The 24,592-nt window shown below is 39.2% G+C and carries 20 protein-coding genes and 1 pseudogene; 12 read left to right on the top strand and 9 right to left on the bottom strand.

Translation table 11 applies throughout. From position 1 onward, the window contains the following. The first annotated feature begins 53 nt into the window (after positions 1 to 53). The 6 genes from groL (UABAM_RS10940) to UABAM_RS10915 all read left to right on the top strand — a co-directional run bounded on the left by groL (UABAM_RS10940) (position 54) and on the right by UABAM_RS10915 (position 7,618). On the top strand, positions 54 to 1,661 hold the full coding sequence (groL, locus tag UABAM_RS10940; protein ID WP_151968042.1) for a chaperonin GroEL: 1,608 nt from the start codon (positions 54 to 56) through the stop codon (positions 1,659 to 1,661). Positions 1,662 to 1,703: 42 nt separating this feature from the next. After that, positions 1,704 to 1,991, top strand: coding sequence for a co-chaperone GroES (gene groES, locus UABAM_RS10935; RefSeq protein WP_151968041.1), 288 nt, complete (start codon positions 1,704 to 1,706; stop codon positions 1,989 to 1,991). Between the two features lie 98 nt (positions 1,992 to 2,089). Then, complete coding sequence (gene groL, locus UABAM_RS10930; RefSeq protein ID WP_151968040.1) at positions 2,090 to 3,697, top strand: chaperonin GroEL; 1,608 nt, start codon at positions 2,090 to 2,092, stop codon at positions 3,695 to 3,697. Positions 3,698 to 3,847: 150 nt separating this feature from the next. Then, entirely contained in the window at positions 3,848 to 4,978 is a 1,131-nt protein-coding gene (dnaJ, locus tag UABAM_RS10925) for a molecular chaperone DnaJ (RefSeq protein ID WP_151968039.1), read from the top strand. A gap of 88 nt (positions 4,979 to 5,066) precedes the next feature. After that, positions 5,067 to 5,732, top strand: coding sequence for a nucleotide exchange factor GrpE (locus tag UABAM_RS10920; protein ID WP_151968038.1), 666 nt, complete (start codon positions 5,067 to 5,069; stop codon positions 5,730 to 5,732). A 188-nt stretch (positions 5,733 to 5,920) separates the two neighbouring features. Further along, the gene (locus UABAM_RS10915; RefSeq protein WP_151968037.1) at positions 5,921 to 7,618 is read left to right on the top strand and encodes a SpoIIE family protein phosphatase; all 1,698 of its coding nucleotides are present in this window, start codon (positions 5,921 to 5,923) and stop codon (positions 7,616 to 7,618) included. On the opposite strand, the gene mnmH is transcribed toward UABAM_RS10915, so the two are convergent. The 3 genes from mnmH to UABAM_RS10900 form a co-directional block, all read right to left on the bottom strand. Continuing rightward, entirely contained in the window at positions 7,595 to 8,608 is a 1,014-nt protein-coding gene (mnmH, locus tag UABAM_RS10910; RefSeq protein ID WP_151968036.1) for a tRNA 2-selenouridine(34) synthase MnmH, read from the bottom strand. The two genes, UABAM_RS10915 and mnmH, sit on opposite strands and share 24 nt — an antisense overlap. Positions 8,609 to 8,695: 87 nt before the next feature. Then, the gene (locus UABAM_RS10905; protein WP_151968035.1) at positions 8,696 to 10,015 is read right to left on the bottom strand and encodes a family 10 glycosylhydrolase; all 1,320 of its coding nucleotides are present in this window, start codon (positions 10,013 to 10,015) and stop codon (positions 8,696 to 8,698) included. A gap of 118 nt (positions 10,016 to 10,133) precedes the next feature. After that, positions 10,134 to 10,772: an HD domain-containing protein gene (locus UABAM_RS10900; RefSeq protein WP_151968034.1), complete on the bottom strand. Its 639-nt coding sequence runs from the start codon at positions 10,770 to 10,772 to the stop codon at positions 10,134 to 10,136. A gap of 169 nt (positions 10,773 to 10,941) precedes the next feature. Here UABAM_RS10900 and UABAM_RS10895 point away from each other — a divergent pair, with 169 nt between their 5' ends. From UABAM_RS10895 to UABAM_RS10870, 6 genes are read left to right on the top strand one after another with little or no spacing between them, the layout of a single operon-like run. Beyond that, the gene (locus UABAM_RS10895; protein ID WP_151968033.1) at positions 10,942 to 12,873 is read left to right on the top strand and encodes a protein kinase domain-containing protein; all 1,932 of its coding nucleotides are present in this window, start codon (positions 10,942 to 10,944) and stop codon (positions 12,871 to 12,873) included. Next, a complete protein-coding gene (locus UABAM_RS10890) occupies positions 12,870 to 14,030 on the top strand; it encodes an aminotransferase class V-fold PLP-dependent enzyme (RefSeq protein WP_151968032.1) in 1,161 nt (386 codons plus the stop codon). The genes UABAM_RS10895 and UABAM_RS10890 overlap by 4 nt, the downstream gene beginning before the upstream one ends. Further along, entirely contained in the window at positions 14,023 to 14,403 is a 381-nt protein-coding gene (locus tag UABAM_RS10885) for a TFIIB-type zinc ribbon-containing protein (protein WP_151968031.1), read from the top strand. Before UABAM_RS10890 ends, UABAM_RS10885 begins: the two co-directional genes overlap by 8 nt. Further along, on the top strand, positions 14,403 to 14,810 hold the full coding sequence (locus UABAM_RS10880) for a type II toxin-antitoxin system death-on-curing family toxin (RefSeq protein WP_151968030.1): 408 nt from the start codon (positions 14,403 to 14,405) through the stop codon (positions 14,808 to 14,810). The genes UABAM_RS10885 and UABAM_RS10880 overlap by 1 nt, the downstream gene beginning before the upstream one ends. Further along, positions 14,811 to 15,971, top strand: coding sequence for a THUMP-like domain-containing protein (locus UABAM_RS10875; protein ID WP_151968029.1), 1,161 nt, complete (start codon positions 14,811 to 14,813; stop codon positions 15,969 to 15,971). It abuts the gene before it with no gap. Next, the gene (locus tag UABAM_RS10870; protein WP_151968028.1) at positions 15,958 to 17,256 is read left to right on the top strand and encodes a serine/threonine-protein kinase; all 1,299 of its coding nucleotides are present in this window, start codon (positions 15,958 to 15,960) and stop codon (positions 17,254 to 17,256) included. Before UABAM_RS10875 ends, UABAM_RS10870 begins: the two co-directional genes overlap by 14 nt. A gap of 41 nt (positions 17,257 to 17,297) precedes the next feature. Here the strand turns inward: UABAM_RS10870 and UABAM_RS10865 are convergent, their stop codons facing one another. The 6 genes and pseudogenes from UABAM_RS10865 to UABAM_RS10840 all read right to left on the bottom strand — a co-directional run bounded on the left by UABAM_RS10865 (position 17,298) and on the right by UABAM_RS10840 (position 24,523). Then, on the bottom strand, positions 17,298 to 17,816 hold the full coding sequence (locus UABAM_RS10865) for a roadblock/LC7 domain-containing protein (RefSeq protein ID WP_151968027.1): 519 nt from the start codon (positions 17,814 to 17,816) through the stop codon (positions 17,298 to 17,300). 254 nt (positions 17,817 to 18,070) lie between these two features. Then, a pseudogene (locus tag UABAM_RS10860) lies at positions 18,071 to 18,649 on the bottom strand (GTP-binding protein); the annotation flags it as partial. 20 nt (positions 18,650 to 18,669) lie between these two features. Beyond that, positions 18,670 to 19,029 (bottom strand): roadblock/LC7 domain-containing protein, encoded by a 360-nt coding sequence (locus tag UABAM_RS10855; protein ID WP_151968025.1) that lies wholly within the window; start codon positions 19,027 to 19,029, stop codon positions 18,670 to 18,672. Between the two features lie 33 nt (positions 19,030 to 19,062). Beyond that, complete coding sequence (locus UABAM_RS10850; RefSeq protein WP_151968024.1) at positions 19,063 to 20,151, bottom strand: tetratricopeptide repeat protein; 1,089 nt, start codon at positions 20,149 to 20,151, stop codon at positions 19,063 to 19,065. 593 nt (positions 20,152 to 20,744) lie between these two features. Then, positions 20,745 to 23,939 (bottom strand): outer membrane protein assembly factor BamB family protein, encoded by a 3,195-nt coding sequence (locus UABAM_RS10845; protein ID WP_151968023.1) that lies wholly within the window; start codon positions 23,937 to 23,939, stop codon positions 20,745 to 20,747. Positions 23,940 to 24,022: 83 nt separating this feature from the next. Beyond that, positions 24,023 to 24,523 carry a hypothetical protein gene (locus UABAM_RS10840; protein ID WP_151968022.1) on the bottom strand — a complete coding sequence of 167 codons (501 nt, stop codon included), beginning with the start codon at positions 24,521 to 24,523 and terminating at the stop codon, positions 24,023 to 24,025. Positions 24,524 to 24,592 lie beyond the last annotated feature (69 nt).

The following is a 24,592-nucleotide window of genomic DNA, read 5'->3' as shown; positions in this document are numbered from 1 at the left end:
GATACCAAATTTTACAGACATGCCGTTAATATGTAATGTAAGGAGAAGGATTTATGGCTAAACAATTAGCCTTTGATCAAGAAGCACGCACTGCAATCCGCGAAGGAGTAACAAAACTAGCGCGTGCTGTTAAAGTTACCCTGGGTCCAAAAGGACGTAATGTTGTCATTGATAAGGGATGGGGAGCTCCCAATGTTACCAAAGATGGCGTAACAGTTGCGGAAGAAATGGAGTTGCAGGATCCCTATGAAAACATGGGTGCACAATTGGTTAAGGAAGTAGCATCTAAAACTTCAGATGTTGCTGGTGACGGCACAACTACGGCAACTGTTCTTGCCGAAGCTATTTTCCTCGAAGGTTATAAGTATGTAACTGCAGGTGCAAACCCCTTGGTTCTTAGCCGAGGTATTGACAAAGCAGTGGCGGCAGTCGTCGAAGAGTTGGGAAAGCTTGCCCAAGAAGTTAAAGATGACAAAGAAATTGAACAAATTGCAACTATTGCTTCCAACAATGATGCCAAAGTAGGGCACATGATTTCTGACGCGATGAAAAAAGTTGGAAAAGACGGTGTTATTACCGTTGAAGAAGGTAAGGGAATGGAAACAGATGTTGAAGTCGTGGAAGGTATGCAATTTGACCGTGGCTACATTTCTCCACACTTTGTCACCAATCAAGATGCAATGGAAGTTGTTCTTGACAATCCTTATATTCTCATTTGTGAAGAAAAAATATCTGCAATTAAAAAAATCGTTCCTCTTCTAGAAGCCATTTCACAAGCAAAAAGATCGCTACTTATTATTGCCGAAGATGTAGATGGCGAAGCCCTAGCGACTCTCGTTGTGAATAAAATTCGCGGCGTTGTTCAGTGCTGTGCTGTAAAAGCTCCTGGTTACGGAGATCGTCGTAAAGCGATGATGGAAGACTTGGGTATTCTTACAGCTGGTAAGCCACTTTTTAAAGACTTAGGTGTTGACTTAGAGCAAGTTGCCCTTTCTGAACTTGGTACAGCGAAAAAGGTTACTATTACCTCTGACAATACTACAATTGTTGAAGGTGCAGGTAAAAAAGAAGAGATTGAAGCGCGCGTAGCAAAAATCAAAAAAGACATCGAAAATACCGATTCAGATTATGACCGCGAAAAATTACAAGAGCGATTGGCTAAACTAGCCGGTGGTGTTGCACAAATTAATGTTGGGGCTGCTTCAGAGGTCGAGCTTAAAGAAGCCAAAGCACGCATTGACGATGCTATCCATGCTACAAGAGCCGCAATCGAAGAGGGGACACTTCCTGGTGGTGGTGTTGCTTTGATTCGCGCAGCAAAGTCACTTGACGATATGAAGTTGAGTGGTGATGAAGACTACGGTGTTAGTATCATCAAAGCAGCTCTTAGCATGCCTATCAAACAAATTGTTGAAAACACTGGTGGAGAAGGCGGCGTTGTTGCAAAACAAGTCTTGAAAAAAGACGGATTTTACGGCTACGATGCTGGCGAAGATTCTTTTGGCGATTTATACGAAAAAGGAATCATTGATCCTGCAAAAGTAACGCGTAGCGCATTACAAAATGCGGCAAGTGTTGCTTCTTTGTTATTGACAACAGGTTGTCTCATCGCAGAGGCTCCAAAAGACGATGATGACGGATATGGCGACGACATGATGTAATATTTTTAGCTTAGGAATAAGTTTTTTGATAGGAGATTAAAAATGGCTCTTCAACCAATTGATGATCGCGTAGTTGTAGAAATTGAAGCGGCAGAAGCAAAAACTCAAGGTGGAATCGTTTTACCTGAAACGGCAAAAGAAAAACCACAACGTGGAAAAATAGTTGCTGTAGGAAATGGAAAGCTATTGGCAAACGGTGAGCGTGTTGCATGTAGCCTTAGCGAAGGCGATCGCGTTATTTTTGGTAAATACTCTGGAACAGAAGTAAAGTACGGTGGTTCTGAGTACAAAATACTAAAAGAAGGTGATATTTTAGCGAAACTTGGGTAAAGGTGACTGGGAAGCTTTGGCTTCCCGTAAAAGTTATGTTTAAAGCTCACTAAAGACAAAAGCAACGACTTTTGTTTGTATAAAAAAGGAGAATTTTCATGGGAGCTAAGCAGCTTTTTTATAGTGAAGATGCGCGTAAGAAATTAAAAGACGGTTTAGATAAATTAGCCAAGACAGTGACAGTTACAATGGGACCAACAGGACGCAATGTAGTCATTCAAAAAAGTTTTGGTAGTCCAACGGTAACCAAAGATGGTGTTACTGTGTCTAAGGAAATAGAACTAGAAGACCCATTTGAAAATATGGGTGCTAAGATGGTGAACGAAGTCGCCTCAAAAACTTCTGATATTGCGGGAGACGGAACCACAACTGCAACTCTTTTAACACAAGCGATTTACTCTGAAGGCTTAAAGTATGCAAGCACAGGCGTAAATGCCGTTAAAATCAAAAGAGGTATTGACAAAGCGGTCGACGCTGTTGTCAGCGAAATCCAAAAGCTATCACGTGAAGTAAAAGGCAAGGAAGAAATTGCCCAAGTCGGAACCATTTCGGCGAATAGTGACGCTGAAATTGGAAGTTTATTGGCCGACGCCATGGAAAAAGTTGGTAATGACGGTGTGATTACCGTTGAAGAAGCAAAGGGAATTGAGACATCCATGCGTTGCGTGGAAGGTATGCAATTCGATAAGGGATATATCTCTCCTTACTTCATTACCGACGTGGAAAATACTTGCGCAGACCTTGAAGATGCGCATATCTTGCTATACGAGAAGAAGATTTCCAACGTAAAAGAGCTAATACCTGTACTCGAAAAAACGGCGCGTGGTGGAAAACCACTTTTTATTATCGCAGAAGATGTGGAAGGTGAGGCATTAGCAGCGCTTATTGTAAACAAACTTCGCGGTGTTCTCAATGTGTGCGCCGTAAAAGCTCCTGGCTTTGGAGATCGTCGCAAAGCGATGCTGGAAGATATCGCTGTACTTACCGGAGGTAAGGTAATTAGTGAAGATCTTGGGTTGAAATTAGAAAATGTAGAGCTAGAAGACTTGGGGAATGCCAAGCGCATTACCATTACGAAGGATGCGACCACCGTTGTGGAAGGATCTGGTAACAAGGAAGATATCGCAAGCCGCATTTCTCAAATCAAAAACCAAATCGAAAAAACCTCTTCCGATTACGATCGTGAGAAATTACAAGAGCGTTTAGCCAAACTTTCTGGTGGTGTTGCTGTTGTCGAAGTTGGGGCAGCAACCGAAGCAGAAATGAAAGAGAAGAAAGCACGTGTTGAAGATGCACTACACGCGACAAAAGCAGCCGCAGAAGAGGGAATTGTTCCTGGTGGTGGTGTTGCTTACATTCGTTCTTTGCATGCTTTGGATAATTTAGAAGCATGTCCAGAAGAAAAGTTTGGTGTGCAAATCATTCGCAACGCACTTAGTGCGCCTATTAAAAAAATCGCGTCAAATGCTGGATACGATGGAACCGTTATTGTTGCTGACGTAAAAGAAAAAGAAGTGAACATTGGTTTCAACGCTCGTAGTGGTGAATTTGTTGACATGCTAGCCGAAGGAATTATTGATCCGACAAAAGTTGTGCGTGTTGCTTTGCAAAACGCTGCTAGTGTTGCTGGTATGATGTTGACAACAGAAGCAATGATTACCGATTGCGGTGGCAAGGATGACCAAGTTTCAGGAAGTGTTTCTTAGATACACTCGTATTTTAAGACAAAGCAGTGCAAAGACCGAACAGTTTTTGCACTGCTTTCTACATTGGTTCATATAAAAAACTATGAGTCGACGTGTTTGCCTAAAAAACCCATAAATTTTTGGTTTAATATTTTATGAAAATAGGTAGCTATGAGCGAAAAAAGAGATTATTACGAAGTTCTCGGAGTAGAGAGAAATGCCTCTACCGATGAAATCAAATCAAAGTACCGAAAACTAGCCTTAAAATACCACCCCGACAAAAACCCTGGTGATGCAGAGGCCGAAAAAATGTTCAAAGAAGCTGCAGAAGCCTACGAAATTTTGTCGGATTCAGAAAAGCGAAGTCGCTATGATCGTTTTGGACACGCTGGGACATCTGGACAAGGAGGCTTTAGTAACGCCGAAGACATTTTTAGTGCCTTTGGAGATATTTTTGGCGGCGGAATCTTTGAAGATTTGTTTGGTATGGGTGGTGGAGGACGTGGAAGACGTCGCCGTGGAAATCACTTACACTGCACGATCGATATGGATTTTGCCGAACCAGCAGAAACCCAAGAGAAATCGATTAATATAAAAAGACGCGAAGGCTGCGAGACTTGTAGTGGCTCAGGGTGTGCACCTGGAACGAAAAGAAATGTGTGCGATCGTTGTCAAGGGCGAGGATTTATTCAGCAATCACAAGGTTTCTTTAGTCTACGTACCGGTTGTCCATATTGCAATGGGCAAGGAAGTATCATTGCTAAAAAATGTAAGACGTGTAGCGGATCAGGAAATGTTCCTGTGGCTCGCGAGCTAGAGATAAAAATTCCCGCTGGTGTAGAACACGGTATGCAAATTCGCATTGCGGGAGAAGGTGAAGCTCTCGAACAAGGTGGTGAAAGAGGGGACCTGTACTGCGAAATTAATATTCGACCGCACCCATTTTTTGAGAGACAAAGTGATAGTGTCATACTGCAGTTGCCTATTTCTTTTACTCAGGCTGCATTGGGAGCCAACATTGAAATTCCCACTATTTACGGCAAGACAAAGCTGACGATACCGGCAGGTACGCAAAATGGTGATGTGTTGAAGTTAAATGGCAAAGGTTTTCCTAATGTTCGTGGGCGAGGCAAGGGAGATCAGTTAATCGTCATTCTTGTTGAGGTTCCCAAGAAATTGAGCAAAGAACAACGACGCTTATTACAGGAATTTGATAATCTAGAAACAAAAAGCAACAGCAATCCTCAACAAAAGTCATTTTGGAAAAAAGCAAGTGAGTGGTTTAAGTCGTTAGATGTTTAGCCAGAGGTTACGTCTGGAAGACCTCTTATATTGACGACTTCAATTGTTTTTAGATTCTTCACGGTTGGTTTTATGAAAAGGTAAAGTCATGGAAGAAAAACATTCAGAAAAGCCCGAAGAAACAAATAATAATGTAGATAATGGTGACGTAGATAGCGCTGCGCAAAACGACACAAAAAATGAAGACGAGCAAAATGCTGAAGAATCGCAGAAGGAAGAAAAAGTAGACTTCCGCCAGCAGGTCGATGCTATGAATGATGAGGAATTACAGACCTTGTTTGAGAAAGCAAATGAATCTGCAAATTACTTAGATATGTTGCAAAGAACTAAAGCGGATTATGAAAACTATCGCAAGCGCCAAGAACGAGACCGGGCAACTTTCTTAAAGTATGCAAATCAGGATATTTTAAAGCAATTACTCAATGTGATGGATAATTTAGGAAGAGCTATCGAGCTGGGGAAACAATCTGAAGTAGACAGCAACTTCTTTGAAGGTATTTGTTTAGTTCAGAAAGAATTAGAAAAAACATTGCAAGATAATCACGTAAAAGAAATAGAAGCCAAAGGCAAAGCCTTTAACCCTAACTATCATGAAGCAGTGTCGCAAATAGAGTCTGCAGATCATCCCGAGATGACGGTTCTAGAAGACTTCGACAGAGGTTATGTTTACCACGATAGGGTCTTACGTCCGAGTAAGGTCATTGTAAGTAAACAACCTCAAGTTCAAGAACAAAAAGAAGAGAACGAATCGTAAACATCACAACGATATTATAGAACAAAATTGCGCGCAAAACGGAGTAATATGCAAAATATTGCTCCGTTTTTTATTGTGGTGAGCTATATATTGGAAATAAATTTTTATTGTGACTTCGTGTTCTATGTATTAAAATAAAAGTATAAATCTGCTTTCCTCTACACATAAAAATTTTAGGGCCGCGTAACGTGAAGAAAAATTATACCGTCATTTTGTGCGTTGATTACGAAGAAGAAGTATTAAAACGATATTCGAATTTATTGCGCAGTAGCCAAATTCAGGGCAAATCAACACGTCGATTTGGTAGTTTGTACATAAGTGAACGCCATCTCCAAGTTTCTTTTACCTCCAGTATTAGTTATGATCTCATTTTGGCTTTTGGCCAAGACGATGCAAATGATATCGCAGACCGGATATACAATGAGGGCGGTGAAATTGCGGTAGCGTTTTTTGATTTAAATGCCACGGAAGTACAAGTACGTCCACTCATTCGCTCTATGCGCGAATATTTTCCTTCGTTGATTTGTGCTGTTGCTGTTCGCGACGAAGATGAAGCTACGCGTCCTCAGGATCTTTTTTCCTCACCTAGTGAATGGCTATATTACCAGAGCCGCCATGGTATGCAAGAAATGGAGCAACTTATTGCCCATTTAATTTCCTCTTTTGTTTTACACCGTGAAAAAGAAACGGCACTGGTGAAAAACGAATTTCTTTGCGAAGGCTTACGCACCATTCTCGATGCTTCTCCTGAACTTCTACAACAACAGAATACTGTGCAACTGGCACGTGAAGTGTTAAAGCACCTGTGTGCCATTACTAGTTCTCAGAACGCCTTTGTATTACTTGTCAAAAATAACGACCTCGTTTACTCTGGTGGGATCGGAGAGTTTGCGACTATCGATGGTTTTCGCAAAAAGGAATACCATCACCAAGAACATTTTTTCCAAAATGTGTTGGCAAACAAAAGAGTGATGCGCTTAAAAGAAGGTGTTATTACACCTTTACTGGTGAAAGATCGGCGTGTAGGGGTGATCTTTTTCGACAATGAAAAAAACGAAATGCGCGACTCCGAGTTACTCGAGGTTTTCTCGCACCACGTTGCCTTTGCGATTGAAAATCAAATGGTGCAACAAGAACTAAAGAAAAAACAGGCTTTGGAACATGAGTTAAAGCTTGCGTCTACCATTCAAGAAAGCCTGTTACCCAAAAAATTTCCTGAGTCTTCGAATATGAATATTTACGGAGTGACACGCAGTGCAAAAGAAATCGGTGGAGATTATTTTGACGTGATTGAAGCGGAAAAAAATCTATACTTTTGTATTGGAGACGTTTCAGGGAAAGGTGTTGCTGCTGGTTTGATCATGAGTGAATTGCGATCTTTTGTGCGTGCTTTTGTCGAAATATACCAGTCGTCCAAAGATATCTTACTCAACAGTGCAAAATTGTTACTAAGAGATATCGCTGGCTCTGGTAAATTTGTCAGTATGTTGCTTCTGTGCTGGGACGGCAACAAGTTGTCCTATTCTTCCGCAGGTCACGAGCATATTTTGCACTATCGCATCGCAACAGGTAAATGTGAAGCATATCGGTCCGGTGGGGTTGTTCTTGGAGTTGATTTCAAAAACTTTTCGCGCTTGGTCAAAGAAAAAGAGCTGGAACTGGAAAAGGGTGATGTTGTTGTATTGTTTACAGATGGAGCAACGGAAGCGCACAACATCAAGAAGGAAATGTACAAGCTCGAGCGTTTGCGCGAAAAGATTGAAGAATACCACCAAATGGACATCAAAGGAATGATCGAAGCGATACTAGCAGATGTACAAAGTTTCATTGGAAAAGCAGAACAACACGATGATATCACGCTTTTAGGAATGCGCTATTTGGGGTAACCAATTTATAATTTTGCCATATATCTGTCGCGGGCTGTCTCCACAAAATTTATTCACGATTCGCTGATTGTATTTTTGTTTGTGATGTGCATAGCTTCTATCGTAATAATCCAAAAGTATATCGATCCAGTCGTAGTTTCCCAATTCTAAACTGCGTTTTATATTTTGTAAACGCAGTCCTCCTAGCCGTTTTTGTAGTTTCTGAGCGCACGCGTAGATATCTTGTTTGGCAAAATGCGCATATTCTTTTCTTATGCGTTTTTGGCGAATTTCACGTGGTAGTTCGATATACAAAACATTGTGACTTTTCAATTGCGTAAAAATGCATTCGGGAATAAACAATTTACCGATCATCCGGCTCTCATTTTCCACAAAAATAGGCTCGTTTTTGAACGTATTTAATTTTTGGGCGAGCCGATTTTCAAACATTTCTTGTAGAGGTTGTGGGGGGTTACCCAATCCGCCAAATACCGAGCCCTTGTGGTGGGCTAATTTTTCTAAATCGAGAACCTGTAGTCCTTGTTGTTCTAACAGATATAAAAGCTGTGTTTTACCAGAACCTGTCGCTCCAGACAACACATAAAACTTTCGCTGTTTTTGTGTGGTTTCACGACACCATCTGCGGTAGCTACGATAGCCTCCCTGGATACATTGTACCTCCAATTGCATTTCTTCGGCCAATTGACAACTAATTTCGGACCTTTTTCCACCGCGCCAACAGTGTATGGCTAGCTTATTGTCATGACTAATGTCTTTCAATTTTTTCTTGATTTTGGCAAATTTGGGACCCACAAGTTTGTAACCTAAGTTCAGGGCAGATTGACTGCCTTGTTTTCTATATTCTATACCCACTAATTTTCGTTCTTCATTATTCATTAGTGGTATGTTATGCGCCTGGGGTATATGCCCCTTGGCAAACTCACCTTCACTACGTACATCGACAATAGGAATCTGATTATTTAAGGCTTGAGATATATCAATGTGCTTCATCTTTGTGGCAATCCTAGTGTGAAAATAATTACGCGGTGTTTAGACGAAACGCAATATCAAAGCGTTTCGCCTAGTGATCAATTCAATTTATTTTACAATAATGGTGCTACTCATGGCAACTTGTCCCCCACGAACGTCAACATTCATGGTTTCGTGGCCACAGTTTATGCGATACGAGCCTTCTCTCAGGTAAAGAAAACTAAAACGGCCATTGGCATCGGTTGTTGTCTTTAGCCCCAATTCAGGTATTGTAACCTCTACCTGCTCTTTGGCAATAACTTGCCCTAGAATATGACCGGTATTTTTTTGAGACTTCCATGGCATGTCGGGAACGCTTGCGGTTGTTTTGAATACTTTATCAAAAATGGCTTTGTAACCCGAAGTCGACTTACCCGATTTCGCATTGTTTGCATAGCTGAATAAAATAACACCGTGACTTTTTTGTTGTTGCGCATAGAGCAATTGATGCACAGAGTAATCGACGGTTAAAAGGTAGCTACCAATGCCCATGTACACATGACGATTGTAACTATGGTTCATAATATCATCAGCACGTTTTTCAAATATGTCGTGAGTGCGCGCGTAGTTCATCGGGAAATTTGCATCAATAATGCCGCGTTCCATCCATGTTGCCCAGTCTTGAAAACGATTATGAAATGCGTCTGAACGACTGGCAAAGGTTGCCGCAGTTACTTTAACATGAGGCTTAACTTTGGCGATTTCCACGTACATATTTTGTAACCAATCGGTAATTTGCGCTCGTCTCCACTGGCTAAAAAGAGGATCGCTTTTAGAAGGTTGTCCACTTTTGCCATACTTTTTATTGAAACGCGCGACGGAGACAGGGTTGAAACCAGCGTCTTGTTGTGGAAAACGAATGTAGTCAAAGTGATAACCATCAATGTCGTAGTTATTGACAATATCAAGGACAACTTTGCGATTCCATTCTAAAGCCCCAGGATGGCCGGGGTCGAGATAGTACCCTTCGCCTATTTTTTTCTCACCGTTGCTGTTTTGTGTTAGGTATTCATTGTGTTTATGATAAACGTGTTGCGGTGAACTCGGTGTACTACTTGCCACTAAGAATGTTGTCGCCCATGCATGCACTTCTATTCCCATCGAATGTGCTAAATCGATAGTAACTTGCAGTGGATCGAAATCGTTCGCCAAGTTTCTTCTACGAGGCTCTGTATTGGGGTATTTGGGGAAATATAGAGCATCACCACGACAACGAATTTGGATGGCAACGGCATTGTAACCATATTTTTTAGCTGTTTGCAACATTTCTTGTATTTGCTGTTTGTTGTATAAACCTTCATTCCACGCATCTACCCATATACCGCGCCATTGTTGTTGTGCGTAGATAGATATAAGAATAAATGGTATAAATAAAATGAAACGTTTCACTCTTTAAACCTCCACATTGGATAGTTTTCGTTACGAGCCCGCTTCCGAGCCCGAGCCCGCTTCCGAGCTCGTAATATATTATACTCTAGTCTAAACTATATTTGAAAATAATGAAAACTTAATTTTCTTTGTCATCGATTTCCTGGAAAGTATTCTTTAACTTGTCGGTCAATAATTTCCAGAATTTATCGATGAAGGGATCTATTCCCAAAGCGCGTTCTGAATAAAGGATGGTGAAGTCAAGGTGTTTTTTGAACATGCGTCCGTCTGTCCAAGATAGTATTTGCAGCAAGGCTTCTATTTTGTCTAAGGCTTTGACTACTTTGGCTTCAAAACTTTGCTTTTCTTCGCACTCTAGCCATAAATCGTAAAACTTCTGACCGTCCTCTCCTAAGGGAAGAAATATTTTTTCTGCGGCATTGCATTCGCGTTTGAAGCGCTCTTGTGCTATCTTTTCGTTAAAAGAATGAGAATCGTCTCCTGTACCTGACTCACCTAAAGGACTCGCGTCACCTGCAATAATCTCTGGAATATCATGGACTAAAGCCATTTTTAGTGCCTTATCAACGTCTAATTTCTGGTGCAGTTTCTTTTCCACAACAATAACGAGTAAAGCTAATCGCCAACTGTGGTCGGCGACGGATTCATATCTTTGTGGAAATGGATAGTCACGCCAATACACAAATCCTTTGTAACGCTCCAGTTTTTTTAAACCTTCTGCCACAGTTAAAAAATCAAAAATTTCTTCTAAATTCATCTTGGGCCTCTTACTGCAAATTGGTAAAATATTTTACTAGAATGCTTCTACAGCGCTTTTCTATTGAGTGAATCTAGTGTAGGGGAACTGTGTTCCATAAGCAATTACAGCGAACTGTAAATTGCAATAATAGTATAACATATTTTTTGATAACACAGGATGATATTCCATGGATGATCTCACAACTTCCACATCGCAAAGTTTTTTCATTCCCAACAATTCTGTTGTGGGAGACTATATTTTGCAAGAAGTCATTGGTTATGGTGGAATGAGCGTTGTATATCGTGCTTACCATAATCAACTGCGAAGAACCGTGGCATTAAAGATAATCAATAAACAACTACAAAGTTTTCAAAAGTTGGCCGCCGAAGCGCGAACAATGGCGCAGTTAGATCATCCCAATATTGTGCGTATCTACGATATTGGAACAACACCATACTTTTATTTTGCGATGGAGTTTATCAAGGGTACGACTTTGCACGAGTGGCTTCGTCGTAACAATAATTACTCTATCGAAAATTTAGCTCCGATTTTACTCCAACTGGCCACAGCCCTCGAATTTATTCACAGCAAAAACATTATTCATCAAGATATAAAGCCTTCTAATGTACTCATTACACCAAACAACCAGTTGAAAGTAATGGATTTTGGTATTTCGCGTGTGGCTCCACGGATGGTACCAACTCAAAAATCGGAATTTACTCCTGTGGGGACTCCTAAATATATGGCACCGGAGCAAATATCTGGTAGCGCAAGTTACAAAACGGATATTTATGGTTTTGGAGCCACTTTGTATGAAGTCGTTTGTGGAAAGCCACCCTTTCAGGGACGTTCCTACAACGTTATGGTGGATGTACTGACTAAAGAGCCTATTACACCATCTGTTTTAAATCCTCAGGTCTCGCCTGAAATCGAGGCAATTTGTTTGAAATGTTTGCAAAAAGTACCAGCAAATCGCTATGCCAGCGTAAAGCAATTGATCCGCGATATTAAAAATGCCCAGGCGCACCAACCAATACTCGCCAAAAAATATACAAAGTGGCAGGCCAGCAAAAAGTTTTTTAAGCGCCACATTGTAGCTATAACAAGTATGATAGCTGTTGTGTTTATGCTACTGTGTTTTTGTGTGTATTTATTCTGGCAAAAAAATAGAATCGAACTGTACGCTAATAATATTCATGATCTCAAAAAAGAAGTAGACTTGGTTCGCGATGCCACAACACAAACATTAAAACGCGCATTCGAGGAATATTCTACGCTACAACAAAGCGATACTTTTTTACAACCACTACGCAAGTTGCTGTTGAAAATACCCCAAAGTGACAAAAAATATCCGGTGATATATGGTATGTGTTTTGGATTGAATTCTGGTAAATACGCCTTAAAAAAAAGTTTACAACTTTTACAACAAAAAATAGAAAAAGATCCTGATGATATGGAATTATTTATCACTCGTGGAAATATCTATTTGCACAATAATATGGTGGATAAAGCCATTGCGGATTTTGACTATGTTTTGCAAAAAAAACCGCAAAGCATTACCGCTTACTTGAATAAGGCAAATGCTTTGACCAGAAAGCTTGAGTATGATAAAGCAAAACAGTTGTATGACAAACTCTTAAAAATGGAACCCACTTATGCAAAGGGGTACTACAATCGCGGTAGGTGGTTTTCTATACAAAAAAAGCTCAAAGAAGCGATAAAAGATTATAAATTAACAACTATGTATAACCCTGCTTATGCACCGGCATACAATAACTTGGGGTATGCCTACATGCGTACGCGACAGTTGGACAAAGCAGTGGAAAACTACACAAAAGCCATATCGTTGGACAAAAAAAATTGGCAATCTTTATTTAATCGCGCGATAGTGTATATGCAACTAGGTAATTATGAAAAAGCAACTGTAGATCTGGAAGCTGCGCATGCCGAGAAACCAAAACAATCGCAAATTCATTGTTACCTAGGAATGGTGTATTTTAACCAAGGTACTCTAAGCAAAGCAAAAAAGTATCTACAATTAGCTTTAGAAAACGCCGAGTTGCCACGGCATCTTCGACAGCGTGCGGAAAAGATCCTGAGACATATTAGGAATAAATGATGGTTTTACCTTGCCAGAAACAATTTTTCGAAATACCAGATGATGTCACTTATCTCAATTGCTCGTATTTATCTCCGATGTTCGAATCGATAAAAAAAGCGGGAATTGAGGGGGTGATGCGCAAAGAACGTCCATGGGAAATAAAACCCAAAGATTTTTTTGAGCAAAGTACACAACTAAAACAATTGTTTGCCAAAATTGTAAATGCCGCAACGAACGACATTGCGATCATTCCGTCTGTGAGCTATGGTATTGGAATCGCCGTAAATAATATTTGCATGAATCCCAAGGAAAACATTGTTGTTTTAGAAGAACAATTTCCTTCTAATATTTATCCGTGGAGAAGTCGCGATGCAAATATCATCACTGTCGAGCGTCCGCAGAACCATGATTGGACGCAAAGCGTTCTCCAGGCAATTGATGATGACACAACGGCTGTTTCTGTTCCCCAATGTCATTGGACGGATGGTTCGTTTGTTGATGTCGAGAAAATCGGTGGTGTATGCCGCAAGAAAAACATTCCATTGGTTATTGACGCGACGCAATCGCTAGGGATTTTTGATTTCGATGTACAAAAAATTCGGCCAGCTTTTGTCGTTGCCGCAGGCTATAAATGGCTATTAGGGCCATACAGTCTTGGTTTTATGTATGTGCATCCCGATTATCAGCGCTCGCTTCCATTGGAACATAATTGGTTGAGTCGCAAAGGTAGCGAAAATTTTTCCCAATTAGTGAATTACACAGACGAATATGCCCCAGGAGCGTGCCGGTTTGATGTCGGAGAGCGCAATAATTTTGTTCTGTTGCCCATGGCGATGGCGGCTTTACAACAAATACTAGATTGGGGAGTTGAAAATATTTATCGCAGTGTGGTATCTCTTGTAGATACCATTATTGAACGTATTCACGATGGTAATTTAACAGAGAAGCACGATTTTGAAATTATCCCGCAAAGTTTTCGTTGTGGTCATATCTTAGGGTTGCGCTTTCGAAAATCTTTGCCGGAAGGTTTTGGCAATAAGATGTCAGAGCAAAATGTATTCGTTAGTATACGTAGCAATGTAATTCGCGTATCACCTTATATTTACAATTCGATATCGGATTGTGAAAAATTTGTACAAATTTTAGATGAGGTTTTAGAGGTGCAAAATGCGTAAATGTCCTATATGTACAATAGAGTTAGTCGAAATTGATTTCCATGGCCAAATGGTGGATCGTTGCAATACTTGTCAAGGAATTTACTTTGATCGCGGGGAATTAGAATCCATTGTCCACCTTGTGGAACTTTTTGGTCAGGTAGATTTACAGGAGCAAGAAATAGATACTATTCTGGAAAAGGAAAAGAACAAACAATTGTGTTGTCCCGTGGACGGGGAGGTAATGAAAAAACGCGAAGTCGTTGGAGAAGTGATTGATATTTGTCCTCAATGCCAAGGAATATGGCTCGACAATGGAGAAGTTCTCGCTTTAAAGTCTGCGGAAAAGCATATTAAACAAAATTTGAATCTATACATACGTTTGGGGAGCTAATGCGAGAAAAATATATCAATAAACGCATGGTGATCGCCATCAATAAATTATCGATTGAGCTAGCGGGAGGAACAGGACACAGCAACAATGTTCGTCCGGGAATGTCTTTGGGATTTGTTGAAAATATACACACCAATGAGCTATTTGGTGCAAAAATATATCCCGATATTTTTCATCAAGCGGCAGCATACATGTTTTACATTATTAAAAATCATGTATTTCACGATGGCAATAAACGTACAGGGCTTGCCACGGCGATTACATTGTTAAATTGGAATGGGATTCAGTTTCGCGCTTTCGAAGAAGACGCTGTATTTGACTTTGTGATGGATATTGCATCGGGAAAAAATGAAGCGCAAGAAAATATTGAAAGAATCGCGCTGTGGTTGCGAGAAATGAGCGAGTAAATGCAACCAGCACAAATTAGATTTTTACAAAGTTCAGAAGGTCAAAAATTACTTGGTGTGGCGCATCAACATTCTGATATTCATAAACGACTAAATATTTTACGTAAAATGGCAGATGCCGATGCAGCGGCATTGGTGTCGTCGCAAATAGAGTTGCGCAACAAAGCAAAAGGTAAATTTTCTCATTATGAACAAATGCTATTTGATCGCGAGGGTTTAGAGCAATCGACTTCTGAATCTGTTGCGCGCTACATAAGTCGCCGCTATGAGAAATTTGACATTGTTGCGGATTTGACATGCGGAATAGGAGGAGATGCGATTCACCTTTCACGGGTAGCAGATCTTATTGTGGTGGACAAATTTATTCACAAAGTTATGATTTGTGCACACAATTTACGTGTTTATCAACGCAATTTCGCTGCGGTTGTGGCAAATAGCAGTAATTGGTTTCCCAAAGCCGACGCCTATTTTATTGATCCGTCACGTCGCCACAGTGGACAACGTTGGTTTCATCTGGAAGATTACGAACCTGGTATCGCTACGATTAAAAAACTTGTAGAGAAAAGCACAGCTCTGGGAATCAAGGTCTCGCCAGGGCTTAACTACGACAATTTAGAACTTCCTTGTGAGATAGAAGTCATTTCTCTGAATGGTGAATGCAAAGAAATTATGCTATGGTGTGGTGATTTGGCGACGACAAAACGGCGTGCGACGTTACTACCGCAAAATTTGACGATGGAATATAGCGATGATGAAGTCGAGATCAGTTCTGTTGGGCAATTTATTTACGAAGTACAGAAAGCTGCTTTGCGGGCAGGCCTAGTACAAGCGATTGCAAAACAGCACGATTTGCACTTGGTCGATGAACGCTTATCTTATTTAACAGGAGATAAATTGGCGAATACTCCATGGTTGCAGGCTTTCGAGGTGAAACGAATCATGCCATTTAGCGAAAAAAAAGTCAAGGCATACATTCGCAAGGAAAGACTTAGCAATATCACCGTGAAATGTCGCGGATTTTACGGGGAAGCTGTTTCTTGGCAAAAACGTCTGCAATTGAAGAGAGGGGATAAAAAATCGCCGTTGACCACTGTGTTTTTAACGCGCATCAACCAAGATCCTTGTGCCATTTTCACGGAAAAAATCAATGCTACAGTATAAAATATTATTAAAATGTGTAAAAGGGCCTGACAAAGGTCGTAAATGGCGTTTTACGCTAAAAAATGATACCATTGTCATTGGACGTTTACATGGGTGCCATTTGTTGCTGAAAGATTCCAGAGTTTCTCAAAGTCATTGTCTGATCCAAATTCAAAACAGCGATCTTACTATCATCGATATGGGTAGCTCATTTGGAACATGTATTAATGACAAACCTTTGGAAAATATACAGGTGCTACGTAACGATGATGTTATACTCTTGGGTGATACGTCTTTGGTTTTACAAATACTCTCCCCCAGCGTTGTCGAAGCGAATTCTCCTATCATCAAAAACGAAGAACAAATTGTGGAAGAATTTCTAGCTCCACAGAGTAAAATACCCAAAGAACCCTATCATTCAAATACTTCGATCACCAATCTCGATATTGTGGAAGAAACGAATCTCGAAATTTCCACGCAAAAAAAGTGCACTTTTTGCGAAAAAGAGCAACAGGTTTCCTCTATCGGAGAACATTGTCCATGGCTTTACTGTGAGGAATGCAAAGAATTTGCTTGTTTTGTAAGGTTAACCTTGGCAGAGGATTATCAAATTATCGGTGTTCCTTTGCAGGTGAGTTTTTATGGGCTATTGGTAATCGCGATTGATTTATCACAGCAAAAAAAAGTTTATCTGCACGCCTACAAAAAAGGCTTCTTTCAAGATAATGTTTTGAAAAATAACAAAATGGCCCCCTTACGTTTTCTTAATAGGGATGGCTATGTTTGTGCTGTGTTGCCGTTTATTCCTGGTGAATTCTTAACAATTCAATTGTTCAATAGCCTGAGTTCTTCACAAAAAATGAAGTTGATTATAGATATGGCACAAGCATTGGAGTGGTGTCACAAAAAATGGGGGGTTCACACACAGATAAAACTCGATTCTATTTATATACACGTAAGCGGTGAACCTTTGATTTATGGATATGGATTACTTCCCTCAAAGTTAACCCCGCAGCATATGGCCAATCGATTTCAATCACCAAAAATGATTTTGGATCAGGAAGCGAATATCGAGAATGATATTTGGAGTTTTGCCTCTGTGTTGTTGTATTTACAGACAGGACAATATCTTTACGAAGGTTCTACATTTGATGAATTGCATCATGAGGCGCGGAATTTTGTGGCCGAATGGCCTCACTCTACGGTTTTTTTGCCGTTTTTCAAAAAGATATTTACAGAAGATGGTTATAGCGGCTGGGTAGATGTTATTGATGCATTAAAAGTATGTATATTACTACTGCGATGAAATAGTGGTCTTACCACCCCACAAAAGTGGCGTGATAAGACTTAGTCGGATCCAAAAATATTATCTAGTAAATCATCTGCAGCTTCGCCTAGTTTGGCTATACCTTCTACCATGGAGTCATCTGGATTTTCTTTACGGTTTTCGGAATCTGCAAATATCTTTTCGAGTCTTTTAGATATTTTTTCACTAATTAATTTTACTAAACCTAATTGAGTTCTATCATCAAAAATAACTGCGAGAAGAGTTCGATCACCAACTAAATTCACTTGTATACTGTCTTTCTTACCTTTGTGAAAAAGTACGGAAAACTCTTCTTCACCTAGTAATCTTGCCCACTCTCTTGTTGCCGCAAATGTTCCCGCAAGTAGAGTACATACGGTGTCTAATTCATATGCTTGAGTTTCTCCGTGATGAGTAATCAAGTGTCCTTCCTTGTCTATGAGAATACAGCACTTAGCCTGGCACTGTTTTAAGAACATTTGAAGGACTTTGTCAATTAAATCGACATCTTCTTTGTAAAAAATTAATCTGTTTAGTTTTAGGTTTTGGCTATCACTCATTTAGCATACCCCAACTTAGTAACGTTACTATTTTGTTTATTCTGGCTTTTATCAAAATTGGACTACTTTTTGAATTTCTTTTCAAATTTTTTGAATATAGGTTTCTTTTTGTTTTGGTTGAAACCAGCCTTATTTTGGTTGTTAAAACCAGCTGTTGGTTTCTTTTCTTCCGTCTTGGCTATCGGCGTTGGATTCGTGCGTTTTTGAAGTGGAGAACTCGAAGTAAGAGTTTGCTGCCCTGCCTTTTCCACTTTTTTACTAACAGAAGATAACACCATTGTAGCACAAGCTTTTAGAGTTGGGAAAACACCTTCTCCTGTAGGAGCTACTGCTGGTACAGTTGGGACACCTAAGTAGTTGATTTCGCGTTCGAGATCCGGGATTTCCAGAATGTTTGGCATATCGCGTTTGTTCCATTGGATAACCAGTGGAATATCTCGAATATTAATTCCATACTCAGCTAAATTTTCCTCTAAATTCTTTAGAGATTCAAGATTTTCTTGAATTTTCTTTTCCTGACTGTCAGCTACAAAAATTACGCCGTCAGCCCCTTGAAGAACTAACTTTCTTGTGGAGTTGTAAAATGGTTGTCCTGGTACGGTAAATAAACGCAACTTAGTATTCATTCCTGCGACTTTTCCCAGTTCAATAGGCATAAAGTCAAAGAATAGAGTACGGTCTTGTTCTGTTGATATGCAAGTAAGATCACCACGGTTGTTTCCAGGTGTTTTTTGGTGAACTACTTCCAAATTCGTTGTTTTCCCTGATAATCCAGGACCATAGTATACTATTTTACAGTTTACTTCTCTTCGGAAAAAATTAAACTGGACCATATCCAGCCTTCCCCCATATATCACTTTTTCATTAGTAAATTTTTAATTCTTATGGCTGCTCCATCAATTGCAAGAATCGTCAGATCGATGTTGATATTTTTATCTGTTACAGCTAGTAGTATAGCAGGAGCAGGATCTAAATCAACAAAAACCATTCTTCCATGTGCTGCCATTAAAATAATACGATCAAACTTAGATTGATTTAGTAGTTGGAGTGCTCTTTTGGTGGAGCGGATAGTACTAGAAGCCATAGCGGCGACAATTTCTCCATCTAACTCTTTACCTAATTCAGTAACGGCTGGTAAACCGTCTTGCTCGACTATCATACTTCCCTTTACACCAACTTCTTGATTGAGTTGCTGCAAAATTTTTTGCATCATAATACTATCCCCAATTTGCCAAACAAAATACCACTAACTACCGTGAATGATTGGAATTTTAGACACAAAATTTTGTAGTTCTTGGTACACAGTTTTGCTTCGACTTTCAGATGATCCGAAGGCAGTGTATAAAATATTATCTGCTGCGATCATTTGAATACATCCAAACGGGCCTGAAACTTCACTTCTCTGAAATTTACCTATGTCCATATGTCTTGTAGAATTTTGCACATTTTGATATATACAAGAGGTTACCTCATAGTATATGTTGAAATCTACGTTTTCTCTTGCATAGTGAGCAATTAGAGTACCTTCCTCATCACAAACAAGAAGACATAGTACATCTGTTATAGAATGTAGTGAATCCAAGGCATTTTGAAAGATATCCGGTGAGAGAACCATTTCCCGTTTTTGACTACGCCCACCATCTAAACTATAAAACAAACATCTGTCTTGTTCTACAGTTGTCAGTAGAAAGTCGACATCTTCAATGCTTGGTTTTTCTAGATCGGATATGATGGCATTTAAACTTTTAATGTTCTCATCTTCAGGTGCAAACCTCAGAATATCTCGCAATTTTTGTTCGGCTTTTTTCAAAGCACCAATTTGTATGTAAAATTTGGCTAGAGCTATCAACGCTTTGTAATTTTGAGGATTTATTTCTACTGATCTTTCCAAGTGTTCGCGAGCAAGAAGACCATCTTTTTCAAAAAAGTCTTTGTAAAAACGTTCTATACGAATTTGACCAACTATAAGATGTGGTATATCATCCTTATCATTTGTTTCTATCGCTTTTACACATAGTGATAAGGCCTCTTCTTCTTCGCCTAACTCTTTATAAATTTCAGCTAGCTGAACAAGTGCAACGGAGTTCGTTCCCTGTGAAATTAGCTTTTTTAGACGTTCAATTTCTGGACGCCACTTGTTTTTTGCCAATGTCACGTACAAATCTGAAACTTCTTTCGATCTTGGAAATTTTTGTTTTGCTTGTTCTACAAACTCCCACGCTTTTGCTACATCGCCTTTTGTTTGTAAAGATTTGACTACTGTACAATAAGTTTCAACTGTTGGAGATTCTTTTACAGTATCTTCTGGACTTTTTTTCCAACCCCAAAATTGCATAATACAAAAAACCTTAAATGGAAATTCGATTTATTGGCGAAAATGTTATTGTAAATAGCTGCCAAAATATCATTTTTCGCCATACTAACAAATATTACAAAAAGTGTCAACAATACATAATTTATTTACAACTATCATAAGTTTTATTGCGTCGAAAATAGAATCTTGTAATAACAATAAGTTGATAATGCAAATCCATACAACAAAATACTTATATTTACAAAGGTTTTATTTTTAATTATTACTGGCAAAAGCCTATTTGTAGTAACTTTTAGACCTCTTGCCAATAACAAAAGCACTTTTTATTTATTATACATTGCCCAGCAATACAATGTAAAGTGAATTTTATCGATAGATAAATCTAATTCTTCGCCTTGTACTAGTGAGTGACAAGAAACGCTCTTGATTCCGATTCCGATTCCAATCCCAAAAAATCAGCAAGCAAAAGAGTTTATCTCTATTAAAGTTCTTAATGTTTACAAAAGATTCTTCTCCAGAAGAATCTTTTGTTTATTGAAATTCGCTTGTTACGAGGCGGTTATTTTTCTCAAAAGAGTAAATCCTTTTCGTTCGAGATCGGGTAGTACAGGTCATTAATTATTTGAAAAGGCATATATTGTTTTGTATGACCCTACAAATAATTTGTCTTTAACTAAGACGATAGGGGAAGTTACTTTTTGCTCTATTTTTTTTACTTTTTCGATAGAGTATTTCCAAACTTCTTTACCCGTCTTGCTGTCGATAGCATAAATAACGCCGTTTTTACAAGCAATGTACAGTACACCGTCCTGGTTGAGAACAGCGGAGTGTTCAAACTCGTCTCGTGCTCTTATTTGACGCCATAATGGTTTTCCCCTGTGCGATATTCCATATATGTGGAATGCGGAGGTACCGAAGAAAATTCCACGACTGTTGACGGCGGGTTTTCCAGCTATACGACCTTTTACTCTCTTCTTATTTAGTATTTTACCATTGTTTCTATCGATAAAATATAAAAGGTTACTCCCGCCTAAATACACTCGTGTACGATAAATACTCGGTACGGAGTCCGAAGATTGTTCTACTGCGGTGCGCCACTTTGTTTTGCCATTTGTGGCGTTGAAACAATACAGATGACTATTTTTTGCGTGCACAAATATTTCGTTGCCATCTACCGCAGCGAATAGTTTACGTGCAGGACGTAAAGATTTTTTCCATCTAGGTTTCCAGTTTCTCGTTCTATTTTTTAGTGTGGGCATTGCATAAATGGCACCATTTTCCGTAGTGAAAAATACCAATTTTTTGTCTTTGGATAGAACAACAGGTGCTGAAATGAGAGCATTACTTGGTAAAGTGTAACGGGCATATAGGTACTTACCTTTGACAGCATACAGTTTGTAGTTGTTACCTGCCAAATATAAAATACCATTGTGAAAAATGGGTGAAGAACTGAAAGATGTCAATGGATTTGGTTTAAATGGTTGCCAACTTTCTGTTGGTATAGAGTCTAGCGATTGTATCGTGTATATATTGTCATCCCTTGCGGCGATGTATAATTTATCGTCACCAAAACAAGGAGCGGCTTCCACAATACCATTGACATCATATGACCACAAAGTTTCTTTTTTGAAAACAATGCGAATCTCCGGTTTCTTTAAAGGGTATACCTTGCCTTCATTACTTTCTTCTACGTCATTGGAATTGTTTTCAAAAGCGTTATAAAACAAGTATGGTGCATAGCCATCGGTTTCGAGTTTTAATTTTTGGAAATTCGGTGGGAGTCGCAATACGTTATTTCGCACTTTGGTTTTTTCACTATCGACCCAAACATCTGCTTTTTTAGCATCGAAATTAAGTAGTTTTATCGGCAGTTTAATGGTGTTTCTCTTGGGATGTCTTTGGTAATCAGGCATCGACCATATTTTGAGATACAGTTTTATCGCGGCAGAATATTTTTTTTCTACTTCGTACTGTTGTGCTAATTTTAAATCGCGGTCAAAATTTGCCAGGCTAACCTTGACTTCACGTTGTAGATCCTTCATCCCTTTTAGACTGTCAGGTTCTATGGCAACGTTTATTTTTAATATCCCCGCTAAAATTTCTTGGCTTTTTAGGAGATCTCCTCCTTGTTTTGCCACAATGGCATTCTCAAAATCCCTGTCAATTTTTTTGAGAAGCATTTCTTCTTTATTTTGTATTTTTCGCAAGAAACTATCTTTTTCTAACTGGTCCAAAATTTTACTATCGAGGACCATCTGCTTTACGTTGCGCAACATATCTTTCGCAATAAGTTGCTCTACTTGCATCGTGAATTGTCTCTTACTTTGTTGTTTCTGTTGCAAGAAATCATTGATGTAGTACACACCACCTGCGAGAATTCCCAAAATCAAAACGGCGATGAGAAACTTACCTACGGCGCTTTTTTGTCCACTTTGCTTCGCACTTAAGCGATCAAATTTTTGTTGTATGTCTTTGCGTCTAGGATCTAAACGCAACACTCTCTGGTATGTAGCGCGAAGTTCTGCAACATTACCGCTTATTTCTTGCAAGTACATTACATGTTCATATTGCTCTAGCGCTGCGTCTTTCTCATTAAGATCAAGATATACATTGATAAGCTCACTGCGCAAAGAGACATCGTCTGGAGCTAATTTCGTTAAATTTTGTAACACTTGTTTTGCTTTTTGGTCTTTGCGTTGAGTTCTGAAGTATTGAAATAAAACACGGCCATCTTGAACAGGGGCGTATCCGATCATTTCGGGATCAATATTGGAATTGACAACCATATCTAGCAAATGCAACCGCGCCTCGATACCTTCTGGAGCATCTTTCTTTAAATCGCTATACCTTTTTAAATAAAACGCTCCCTGTACTTGAAAGTTGGGATCATCAGAAGATATAAAGTTGCTAGCGATCTGCTCATACAGTTCTTCGAGAACCTCGATGTTACCAGCCGCTTCATTAATGTGGATAAGAGCTTCACATGCTTCGTTGTTGTATGGGTTACGGCGTAGGAGTAACCGATAGCATTTTTCTGCTTCCATTACGTTATCTTGTTGTTCTAATTCACTGGCATAATGTTGTAGCTCATCATCTGTTAAAAAGCGCAGACTGTTTTCTTGGTATAATGTAGCAAGTATTTTTGCCGAATCGAACTCTGACAAGTAAGAAAAAGCAATAACTTCTTGGAAGTTTTTGTAATTTGCTAAATGCCACACGTTACCTAGCGGCTCATCTAATGCCGCCATCTCTTCTGGAATCCCTTGTTCCACAGCATGGATTAGTATTTCGTGTTTGTCGGTAATGACATAATCTATTTCTTTGTTTTCATCTAGTCTGCGTGCTGCATCAAGTAAAATGGTCTCTGCTTCAAATAGCTTACCTATGGGGCTTGCTTCGTCACCAGGTTTTTGATCAACAAACTCAAAATAACCTTCCGTCCAAGAGAATAGATAGCATATTTCATCATAATAGATAGTATTCAAAAAATTTAATATTGTATCGCTATCAACCAATTCTTCTAAAGTACCCAGAGGATCTTCGCTTTCTATGATGGCTTGATATTGCTCTACGGATATACGGTTTGAATAATAGAGTTTTTCTGGTATATAGCTCAATTTTTCTTCCGGCAAGGTAACTAAACCAACTAAGTCACCTTGGAAGTACAAAACAATCTCTTCATTCTGATTTTTTAAAGTTAGCCACCCGTACCTGTTCTTAGTACCCAGGGTTTCAAAAACTTCTGCGAGTCCTATGCTTCCTAACTCCCCAAGGAGTTTAGCTTGAAGACTTTCGTTATTTTCTGACATACTTTTGCTCTCAAATAAAAATAAATGCTGTAAGTTCGCTATGTAACTTACATACTACAATATTTCAAACCGCACTAGTAAATTTAAGAGCGGATAAATAATTCTTCTACTGTAGGGATTAGCTGGTGGAAAGAATTTGCCACAGCTTTCTGTAAGGCTTTATTCCCATCTTCCGCCGAACCAAAACCATAAATCTTTAGGGTCTTTAATTTTCCCATATTTGCGTCAAAAATTTCAATTTTAAGAAATACGCGAATATCAATTACCAAGCCGGATATAGGAAATATAGACGTATCTAAACTCGTTACATGAATGTTAGTTTCCGTACGTTTTTCTTTTAAACCACCTTCAAAAAGTTTTTGCAAACTAAATTCATATTGTTTGGTGATGGCTTCTTTCAACTGTACATTGTACTTGTATAGCCCTAAGTTATCTTGGTATTTAGGGGGAGAAAAAACTTTGAGGTTCACATATCCCGGTAACGTTTTCTCAATGGGGATTTCTTGTGGTTCTTGTAAACGATATTCTCTTGTTCCACCACAACCATACAGAAAGAGAATAAAAAAAATAGATAAGTATTTCACTGTATTCTTCCTTGTATAAAAAAATAAAACAATCTTTTTTATTTGTCAAGGGCATGCCCTTGATCGCAT

The sequence above is a fragment of the Candidatus Uabimicrobium amorphum genome (genome assembly GCF_009002475.1).
In the GTDB taxonomy this organism is placed as follows: domain Bacteria; phylum Planctomycetota; class Uabimicrobiia; order Uabimicrobiales; family Uabimicrobiaceae; genus Uabimicrobium; species Uabimicrobium amorphum.
The sequence above is the reverse complement of the archived record's forward strand: the minus strand, read 5'-3'. Positions and strand labels throughout refer to the sequence as shown.